The 838-nt window shown below is 36.6% G+C and carries 2 protein-coding genes; both read right to left on the bottom strand.

Annotated elements, in window-relative coordinates:
- On the bottom strand, positions 1–256 hold a 256-nt coding region (locus tag ACYVRH_RS13610; protein ID WP_461257429.1), incomplete at its 3' end, for a hypothetical protein.
- A gap of 9 nt (positions 257–265) precedes the next feature.
- Positions 266–838, bottom strand: a 573-nt coding sequence (locus ACYVRH_RS13605; RefSeq protein WP_461257428.1) for a hypothetical protein, incomplete at its 5' end; no start/stop codon positions are given.

The following is an 838-nucleotide window of genomic DNA, read 5'->3' as shown; positions in this document are numbered from 1 at the left end:
ATTTATTACTGTAAATGTCCAGCTTTTCAACAGCTTCTATCCCTCCATTTAAAAAAGAACGAAGCCATGCCGGAATTTGCCTTGCCGAGCCGTTTTTCGTTTCAATAATATTGCCGACATCAACGGAAATAATATCTTCATCTTTAGATATGCCGAATTCGGGAACAGGAAAATAATTAGCTGCCTTTCGATTGGCGCATGAAAATAAAATCAATATTATTGATAAACACGCAACCGCAAAATATTTTTTTTTCATAATAAGGAATTAATTCTCAAGCGAGGTTACCGGCTGATCTTCATTTATTACAGGTTTTTTAGTTACAGTAAGTATGTCTTTTGGCGGCATATAGTACAGGGCAAATTCATCCCAAAGCGCGGTATACTCAGGCTCGGGAAGAACGCCTGTTTTTACCTGTTTCACGGAAGATTCTGGTTTTTTAATTGCTTCTAATTCTTCAATTGTTTCTGATTTTTCAACCGCTTCTGATTCTTTAACTTCTTCAGCAGCGCTCTTTAATTGATTTAATAAATCGTCTCCCGAAAATCCAAGCATAATGTTAAATTCATTTTTAACTTCCGCTTCAAGCATAATTGGTTTTACCGCTAATTCAACAGGTGCCGGGTTTCCGATAATATTAATTTGCGCCGTCAACAAACCGTTTTGAATTGTAAATTTAACGCCCGCGGTTAAAAAGGAACTATCCTGCCCTACAACCTGAACGCTTTCGGATGATTCGTCCGTTGATGCGGATATGCCTACAATTTGTGAAACTGTTTTTAAAGGAGAAGTCAACTTTAAAACAAGAGCTTTATCTTCTTTATACAAAGTCATTAATAC

It is taken from the genome of Treponema sp. R80B11-R83G3, assembly GCF_054786115.1.
The sequence above is the reverse complement of the archived record's forward strand: the minus strand, read 5'-3'. Positions and strand labels throughout refer to the sequence as shown.